Annotated in this window: 5 protein-coding genes; 3 read left to right on the top strand and 2 right to left on the bottom strand. The window is 59.6% G+C overall.

Going from position 1 to position 6066, the window contains the following annotated elements; translation table 11 throughout:
* The first annotated feature begins 198 nt into the window (after positions 1-198).
* The 3 genes from FHS09_RS22235 to FHS09_RS22225 all read left to right on the top strand — a co-directional run bounded on the left by FHS09_RS22235 (position 199) and on the right by FHS09_RS22225 (position 5009).
* Positions 199-1614, top strand: coding sequence for an MFS transporter (locus tag FHS09_RS22235; protein ID WP_183464063.1), 1416 nt, complete (start codon positions 199-201; stop codon positions 1612-1614).
* Between the two features lie 97 nt (positions 1615-1711).
* A complete protein-coding gene (locus FHS09_RS22230) occupies positions 1712-4132 on the top strand; it encodes a GH36-type glycosyl hydrolase domain-containing protein (protein WP_183464064.1) in 2421 nt (806 codons plus the stop codon).
* Entirely contained in the window at positions 4122-5009 is an 888-nt protein-coding gene (locus tag FHS09_RS22225; protein WP_183464061.1) for an SMP-30/gluconolactonase/LRE family protein, read from the top strand. The genes FHS09_RS22230 and FHS09_RS22225 overlap by 11 nt, the downstream gene beginning before the upstream one ends.
* Positions 5010-5200: 191 nt before the next feature.
* On the opposite strand, the gene FHS09_RS22220 is transcribed toward FHS09_RS22225, so the two are convergent.
* Complete coding sequence (locus tag FHS09_RS22220) at positions 5201-5608, bottom strand: GFA family protein (RefSeq protein WP_183464060.1); 408 nt, start codon at positions 5606-5608, stop codon at positions 5201-5203.
* Between the two features lie 64 nt (positions 5609-5672).
* Complete coding sequence (locus tag FHS09_RS23485; RefSeq protein ID WP_183464058.1) at positions 5673-5987, bottom strand: rhomboid family intramembrane serine protease; 315 nt, start codon at positions 5985-5987, stop codon at positions 5673-5675.
* Between the last annotated feature and the right edge of the window lie 79 nt (positions 5988-6066).

Here is a 6066-nt window from a genome sequence, read left to right as displayed (position 1 = left end):
GCCCCCTCGATGTGGCTCTGTGTTTAGGGTTCTTTCCAGCCTCCAAACATAACCCACGATGTCGAGGCTGGGCAGGTCAATCCATGATGTCTACAAAGCATTCCCTTGGGCAGGAGAACTACTACGCCTTTATCTGCAGGATTGGTACCGCTATCATCTCCTGCGAAACGGATAACAACCATAAAGACGGAGTCAGCCATGTCACAGGCGGCATCATCACCGGCGGTACCGGCCGCGGTTCCCGAGCAGGCAGTTTCGGACAATCCCCGCCTCGCCCGCCTGGGCCTGGGCGAAAAAGCCGGCTTCGCCATCGGCGATTTCGGTTTCAACCTCTACTGGACCAGCATCGCCTCCTTTCTCGCGGTTTTCTATACGGATGTGTTCGGGCTGCCCGCCGCGGTCGCCGGGACCATGCTGCTGGTGACGAAAATCGTCGATGCGCTCACCGACCCGATGGTGGGCGCGCTGGCGGACCGCACCCGCACTCGCTGGGGCAAGTTCCGACCCTGGTTGTTGCTGGGCGCCCTGCCCATGGCCGGCGCCGGTATTTTGACCTTCACCACGCCCAATCTCGACGACGGCGGCAAGATCGTCTACGCCTATATCACCTACAGCGCCATGATGTTGGCCTATTCGGTGCTGAGCACCCCCTATTCCTCCCTGTCCGGGGTGATGACCGCTCACCCGCAGGAGCGCAACACCCTGATCAGTTTCCGCTTTATCGCCGCTTTTGCGGGCATGACCTTCGTCAACAAATACACCCTGCCGCTGGTGGAGTGGCTGGGGCAGGGGGACGAGCAACTGGGCTGGCAGCTGACCATGGCGCTCTACGGGGCAATGGCCTGCGCAATATTCGCCGTTACCTTTTTCTCCACCAGGGAGCGCATTGTGCCGCCGCTGGCGCAGAAGACCCGTGTGCGGGACGACCTGCGGGACCTGCTGCACAACCGCCCCTGGCTGATCCTGATCGCACTGGCCATGGTGATCATGCTCACCATCACCCTGCGCGGCGGCTCCTCCTATTACTACTTCAAGTACTACGTGGAGCGGCCGGACCTGATTTCCAACTACCTGGCGGCGCAGGCACTGGCGCTGGCCGCCGGCGCGGCGCTGACCCCGCTGCTGACCCGCTATGTGGACAAGACGCGCCTGCTGGTGATTCTGATGGCGATTGTCGGCACTCTATCCGCGGCTTTTTATTTCGTGCCGAAAGACGCCATCTGGATGATGTTCACCCTGAATATTCTGATCAGCCTGGCCCTGGGGCCGAAATCGCCCCTGGCCTGGTCCATGTACGCGGACAGCGCCGACTACAACGAATGGCGCACCGGTCGGCGCGCCACCGCCATGACCTTTTCCGCCGCCACCTGCGCGCAGAAACTGGGCGGCGCCCTGGGTTCGGCACTAATGCTGTGGACCCTGGCGGCCTTCGGCTATGTGGCCAATGAGGTGCAGGCGCAAGCCTCGCAAACCGGCATCGCCCTGCTGCAGACGGTGGTCCCCGGCGTCTTCGCCCTGCTGGCCGCGCTGTTGGTGAGCTTCTATCCCCTGAACAACGCGAGGCTGGAAAAAATCCAGGCCCAAATCCGGGAGAGGGAACTTGCGCGTGAGTAGAACCGGACATCCGAGGTAACTACTCACCCCGGTGGTTCCTCTAAATCATTGCAGGTTCCCTATGGGGAGCAGTTCTATCGGAGATATTGTGAGTAATATGGAAAACCCGCCGGATCTCGTGAGCAGCGCCGGGAACGGCAGCCGTTGCCAGCTGCACAGCCCCACCGCCATGCCCGCCGCCGGCGCCTTCCTGTGGAACCGGCGCATGATGATCCAGGCCAACTGCCGCGGCTTTGCGGTGGCGCGGTTTATGCAGCCGGAACCGGCCAGCTACGCCCGCGGGCCCAACATAGAAGCCACCACTTTTATGCAGCCGGAGCAGCCGTATTACGCCCACCACCCCGGCCGCTTTCTGTATATCAAGGACGAGCAGAGCGGAGCGCTTTTCTCCGCTCCCCACGAGCCGGTGCGCGCGGCACCCGACAGCTTCTGCTTTACCGCGGCGCCGGAAGAAATTACCTGGGAAGTGCAAAAGCACGGCCTGCGCGCCTCCATGGGGCTCAGCCTGCCGGTGGATGAGGTGGTGGAGCTGTGGCAGTGCGAAATTGCCAACACCTCCGCGGAGACGCGGGTTGTTTCCGTCTACCCCTATTTTCCTGTCGGCTATATGAGCTGGATGAACCAGTCCGCCGAATACCGGGCCGACCTCGGCGGCATCGTCTGTTCCAGCGTGACGCCCTACCAGAAGGTCGAGGATTATTTCAAAAACCGCGATTTCAAGGACAAGACCTTTTTCCTGCACGAAACGCCTACCGATGCCTGGGAGACGTGCCAACCGGTTTTCGAGGGCGAGGGCGGCCTGCACAATCCGGATGCTGTTCAAAAGCCGCTACTCGGCTGCGGGGACGCGCGCTATCAGATGCCGGCGGCAGTGCTGCAATACCGTCTTCAATTGCAGCCGGGAGAGCGCCGCACCCTGCGCTTCCTCTTCGGCCCCGCCCGCGACGAAGGGGAAATCCTTGCGCTGCGCGAGCGGTATCTCTCCGCCGACGGATTTGCCGCGGCCGCGGACGGTTACCGGCGCTACCTGGAGCAGGGGCGCGGCTGTCTCCACATCGATACACCGGACAGGGAGCTGAATCATTTCGTCAACCACTGGCTGCCGCGCCAGGTTTTTTATCACGGCGACGTGAACCGCCTGACCACCGACCCGCAGACCCGCAACTACCTGCAGGACCATATGGGCATGGCCTATATCCGCCCGCAGACCGCGCGCGCGGCGTTTTTACACGCGCTGGCCCAGCAGAAGCCGGACGGGGCCATGCCGGACGGGATACTGCTCGATGCCAAAGCGGAGCTGAAATATATCAACCAGGTGCCGCACACGGACCACTGCGTGTGGCTGCCGGTTTGCCTCGATGCCTACCTGGACGAGAGCGGTGATTACGCTCTGCTCGACGAACCCGTGCCCGGGCAGGGCGGTCGCAGCGTTTTCGAGTGCGTCAGCCGGGCTGTGGAACACCTGGCGGTGGCGCGGGACGAGCGGGGCCTCAGTTACATCAACCAGGGCGACTGGTGCGACCCGATGAATATGGCCGGCTATCGGGGAAAAGGTGTCTCCGGGTGGCTGTCCCTGGCCGCGGCTTACGGACTGAAACTCTGGGCGCATATCTGTGTGCAGCGGAATGAAGACGCACTCGCAGAGAGATACCTCTCCACGGCGGAGGAAATCAATCGCGCGATAAACCGCCACCTGTGGGACGGCGACTGGTTCGCGCGCGGTATCACCGACGAGGGTGTCGCCTTCGGTGTGCGCGACGATCGCGAGGGGCGCATCTATCTCAACCCGCAGAGCTGGGCGCTGCTCTCCGGCGCCGCGGACGCCGGACAGCGCGCGCGCATGCTGCGCGCCGTGGAGCAGCAACTGGAAACCCCCTTCGGCCCGGTGATGCTCGCGCCCGCCTACACCGCCATGCGCGAGGATGTGGGCCGGCTCACCCAGAAGCACCCGGGCAGCGCGGAAAACGGTTCCGTGTACAATCACGCGGCGATTTTTTATATCCACAGCCTCTATGGCGTCGGCGAAGGAGATAAAGCCTGGGGTTTGCTGCGGAAAATGATTCCCGGCCCCGATCCGGAGGACCTCCTGCGGCGCGGCCAGTTGCCGGTATTCGTGCCCAATTACTACCGCGGCGCCTGGCACCAGTACCCGGAGCACGCGGGCCGCTCAAGCCAGCTGTTCAATACCGGAACCGCCGCCTGGGTGTACCGCTGCATGCTGGAGCAGCTGTTTGGATTGAAGGGGGAGCGGTTGGGCCTGCGCATAGCGCCACAATTGCCGTCGCACTGGCAGCGGGCGCGGGTGGAACGCCACTTTCGTGGTGCCGTCTTCGAGGTAAGTTTTATTCGCGCGGCCGATGTGGAAAAGCTGCGCGTTGAGCTGGACGGTGTGCCCCTGCGTGAGCCTCTGATCGAAGCGGTGGAGGCGGGGCGCAGATACCGGTTGTGTGTGTCGCTGCCGATGATTGCTCCGGTCGATGAAAATATTACAGAAATGGAAGAAAACGATGTGCAATAAAATTGGAACGCTGCTTGCCGGCCTGTTTTTGCTCGCGCAGGGAACCGCCGCGGCGGGCCCGGTCATAGCCGAGGGAGCTCAGCTCACCCTGGTGTCGGACGACTTCGCGTTTACCGAAGGCCCCGCCACGGACAGCGAGGGCAATGTGTTTTTCACCGATCAGCCGAACAACAAAATCTGGAAGTACGGCGTCGACGGAAAACTCTCCCTGTTTATGGACGACGCCGGCCGCGCAAACGGCCTGTATTTCGATGGTGACGGCAAGCTGCTGGCCTGCGCCGATGACAAGGGGCAGCTGTGGAGCATCGACCCGGGCGGGGAGGTCAGCGTACTGCTGGACAATTTCGACGGGCGGCGGCTAAACGGCCCCAACGACCTCTGGGTCGCTCCCGACGGCGGCATCTACTTTACCGATCCGTTTTATCTGCGCGACTACTGGGACAGAAGCGAAAAGGAGATCGAAGCCGAAGCCATCTACTATCTCCCACCGGACCGAAAGCAAGTCGTCCGCGTCGCCGGCGATCTGGTAAAACCCAACGGGATTATCGGCAGCGCCGACGGAGGGAAACTGTACGTGGCCGATATAGGCGCGAACAAAACTTACGTCTACTCGGTGGCGGAAGACGGGCGCCTGTCCGACAAAAGACTGTTCACCGAAATGGGCTCCGATGGCATGACCCTGGATGCGCAGGGCAATCTGTATTTAACCGGCAAGGGCGTTACCGTGTTCGACAGCGAGGGCCAACAGGTGGAACACATCTCGGTGCCCGAAGACTGGACCGCCAATGTCACCTTCGGCGGCGAACAGCGCAGGACACTGTTTATCACCGCCATGGATTCCGTCTACACCCTGGAAATGCGGGTCGCCGGTCTTTAGCTTTAGGGGCTCGGAAAAAACTCGGTGTTCCCAGGCCCCCTGAACATCATCATTCCGGCGAAAGCCGGAATCTAGAGCAAGGTGATTTCTCTGGGTTCCAGGGTAAAGCGCGCTGCTCTGGTGAGTTGCCGGAGTGACAAATGGGTTTGTTCAGACGCTTCTTAGGCTATCCTTATTCATTAGTGACAGGATCATTCTGGGAATCCTGAATGCTTAGGCGAAGACAGACCAACCTTATGCCATTCAGTTTCCTCGCTGCAGAAAATCTGCGCGTCCAGCGCCTTCTTTGGCTCTTCATCCAGGCTTCCCGCTGGCACAACTAGAGCTTTACCACTTTTTGACACATAAGGTAAAGCTGAACCGCAATGAGTACAGAAAGCTTGGGAAAAGGTTCTGGTCGGGTGATCATAACGCTTTACCGAATCGAACCCTTTTTCCCATTTGATATTGTCAGGGCGAGTGAATAGGTTGCTGGCATGAGCCGAACCTGTCATTTTCCTGCACTGCTCACAGTGGCAAAAATAGAAATTTTCAAAATCGTCTTCAATAGAAAACAGAACTTCACCGCAAACACAACCACCAGTAATTGCGTCTTTCATACTGCATCCTTATGCGTCTATGGATATATGCGCTCAGGCACTAATGCTCCTTTACAGCGCCTCGTTAGCTGGATCGGAGCCGACCGGCCATGAGCTCCCCGGGCTGCTTGAATTTCAAATATGCCAGGCCGAGTAACACACCTACGACGAATCCAGTTACATGGCCAGGCTTAGGGTAGCCTGCATAAATGAAATCTAGCGTAAGTGCAGGAGTTAGAGAAAAAAGCAAGACGCTATAAAACTTCCAAGAATTTTCAATTTTCTTGACCGCCAAAACCAAACCAAAGGCCGCGATCCCAAAAGTAGCTTGGGAAGCACCCGTCCCTAAGTTCCAAGGTGGATCTACGGAAAGTGTGCTGACTAAACCCTGTAGTTGCATAAAAAAAGCACGTTATCCTGCAAAAATACCGAGATTTGCAGTCTCAAACGTGTCTTTCAGATAAGGTCCTGGATCTCAC

The organism is Microbulbifer rhizosphaerae, assembly GCF_014191725.1.
GTDB lineage: Bacteria > Pseudomonadota > Gammaproteobacteria > Pseudomonadales > Cellvibrionaceae > Microbulbifer > Microbulbifer rhizosphaerae.
Note: the sequence above shows the minus strand (reverse complement) of the source record. Positions and strands in the feature narration are given on the sequence as shown.